At 67.4% G+C, this 2,310-nt stretch carries 3 protein-coding genes; 1 reads left to right on the top strand and 2 read right to left on the bottom strand.

What is annotated here, in order from left to right:
• Positions 1 to 45: 45 nt before the first annotated feature.
• Positions 46 to 1,314, bottom strand: coding sequence for an Ig-like domain-containing protein (locus ACFWV8_RS38280; protein ID WP_384215093.1), 1,269 nt, complete (start codon positions 1,312 to 1,314; stop codon positions 46 to 48).
• A 179-nt stretch (positions 1,315 to 1,493) separates the two neighbouring features.
• Entirely contained in the window at positions 1,494 to 1,865 is a 372-nt protein-coding gene (locus tag ACFWV8_RS38275; RefSeq protein ID WP_384215092.1) for a hypothetical protein, read from the bottom strand.
• A 108-nt stretch (positions 1,866 to 1,973) separates the two neighbouring features.
• Here ACFWV8_RS38275 and ACFWV8_RS38270 point away from each other — a divergent pair, with 108 nt between their 5' ends.
• Entirely contained in the window at positions 1,974 to 2,129 is a 156-nt protein-coding gene (locus ACFWV8_RS38270) for a hypothetical protein (protein ID WP_384215094.1), read from the top strand.
• The last annotated feature ends 181 nt before the right edge of the window (positions 2,130 to 2,310 follow it).

The raw sequence follows: 2,310 nt of genomic DNA, 5'->3' as shown, positions 1-2,310 counted from the left end.
GCACCCGGTCGGGGTGCCGCCGCCGTGGCGACAGATGACGAAGGGTCAGGCGGCTGCGCCGGCCTGCCAGTCCGCCCAGCTCAGGTTCCAGCCGTTGAGGCCGTTGTCGGGCTGGATGGTCTTGTCCGGGGAGTTCTTGACGACGACCACGTCACCGACGATCGAGTTGTCGTAGAACCAGGCAGCAGGCTGGTTGGGGTCATTCGCGCCCTTGGCGTCGTTCAGACCGACACAGCCGTGGCTGGTGTTGGACGAGCCGAAGATCGAGTCGTCGCCCCAGTAGTTGCCGTGGATGAAGGTGCCCGACGTGGACAGCCTCATCGCGTGCGGCACGTCCTTGATGTCGTACTCACCCTTGCCGTCGTCGTCGGTGAAGCCGACCGTCGCACCGTTCATCCGGGTCTCCTTGAACTTCTCGGAGATCACCATCTGACCGTTGTACGTCGGGTTCTCGGGCGAGCCCGCGGAGATCGGGATCGTCTTGATCGTCTTGCCGTCCTGCTGGATGGTCATCGTCTTGGCCTTGGTGTCGACCGTGGAGACCTGGTTACGGCCGATCTTGAAGGTGACCGTCTTCTGCTGGACCCCGAAGACCCCGTCCGCACCCTCGACGCCGTCCAGCTCCAGCTTCAGCGTGACGGTGGAGCCGCCCTGCCAGTACTGCTCCGGGCGGAAGTCCAGGCGCTGCGAGTTGAACCAGTGGCCGACGACCTCCTGGCCGCTGCTCGACGAGACGGTGATCCCGCCCTGGACGGCGGCCTTGTCGGTGATCCCCTTGTCGAAGTTGATCGAGACCGGCATGCCGACGCCGACGGTCGAGCCGTCCTCGGGCGTGAAGTTGCCGATGAAGCTGTTGTCCGGCGAAACAGTGGTGAACGACGAGTTCTCGTGGGCCTCGCGGCCCTCGGAGTCCTTGGCCGTGGCGGTGATCTTGTACGTGGTGGAGCGCTCCAGCTGGCCGTCGGGCTTCCAGCTCTTCGCGTCGGCGGCCAGCGTGCCCTTCACGGCGGTCCCGTCGCCGGTGGTCATCTCGACCGTCGTGAGCGTGCCCTTGGTGACCGTGACCTTCGCGGCGTTGTTGATGCTCGCGTTGTCGGCACCGTTCTTGGGCGAGATGGCTATCTGGGCCTCGGACGTGTCCTTCGCCGCGGCCTCGTCCACCTGCGCCTGCGAATCCTTCGAACGCTCGGCTCCGGAGTCGTCCCCACCGTCGCCACCGCTACAGGCCGAGAGCACCAGCACCCCGCCGAGCAGTGCGGACGCGGCCGCGAGGCCCTTGCGCCGCTTGCCGATCGTCATCACACGCTTCTCCATCGTCGCCGCTTCCCTGCCCTACTGACCTTTAAGAACACCCATATCGGTTCGTCCGGTTCCACCGCGGACGAAGATGTGTGCAACGCCACTCGACTTCCGGGATGTACACACGCGGCGCACTTGTAAGCCCCGGTCCGCGTGCGACGGCGTCCCGGGGCCAAGGGTGTCACGCGCGTCGGCTACAACCCGCCCGAGCGCCCGGTCTCCCCGGCGTCCACGCCCTCATTATCGCCGTCCGTGAGGTCGTCCTCGTCCATATCCCATTCCACGGTTCCGGGGTCGTAGTCGATCTGCTCACTGCTCCACGAGCCCTGGACCAGCTCCAGTCCGGGCACATCGCCCACCAGTTCCGAGGGCTCCACCAGGTACGCGAGCGCCTCCGCCTCGTCTTCCCGCACCGCCAGGCGGGCATGCGTACGTTCTTCGTCCGGCATCGAATCGTCGGTCGCGATCCGGGTCAGCGCCGCTTCTGTCAGCTCCTGGGGATCAGTGATCTCCAGCACCAGTTCCACGTGCAGTCGGACATAACGGGATGTCTCAGGAGTGCTCATAACCGGAGAGTAGGCCTCCGTACCCGGGCAACTTTCCTGCGACCCGCTGCTTTCACTAGCATCGGCGCACCCGGTCAATTCGGCGTTTTCCCAAGGGAGATCGATTACGTGTACGTGTCTGTCGTACGCCGGCCGCTGCTGACGGCCATAGCCGCCGGAATCCTGCTCTGCGCCCTGTGGTTCGTCCCCTCGGCGAACGCCACGGACGAGCGGAATCCCCAGCAGCGATCAGCCCCCACCACCCACGAGCACGCCGCGCTCTGACGCGACGGGAGGGGGGCGCCCCGCTGCCGGGGGGCCCCCCCCGGACCGCTGGGTGTACGTCGGCGCTCCGGGGCCCCCGGCCAACGCCGGCCCCCCCCGGCCCGCCCCCCGGCCCCCGCCCGCCCCGGTGGATCACGTGGCGTCAGATCCCCCTGGCCCGGGGCGGCCCGGGGCTCAGTCC

Origin of the sequence: Streptomyces sp. NPDC058665, assembly GCF_042714995.1 — a bacterium.
In the GTDB taxonomy this organism is placed as follows: Bacteria; Actinomycetota; Actinomycetes; order Streptomycetales; family Streptomycetaceae; genus Streptomyces.
The sequence above is the reverse complement of the archived record's forward strand: the minus strand, read 5'-3'. Positions and strand labels throughout refer to the sequence as shown.

Coding starts and splice junctions, on each gene's coding strand:
- ACFWV8_RS38280 (WP_384215093.1), bottom strand. CDS start 1,314: ATGGAGAAGCGTGTGATGACGATCGGCAAGCGGCGCAAGGGCCTCGCG.
- ACFWV8_RS38275 (WP_384215092.1), bottom strand. CDS start 1,865: ATGAGCACTCCTGAGACATCCCGTTATGTCCGACTGCACGTGGAACTG.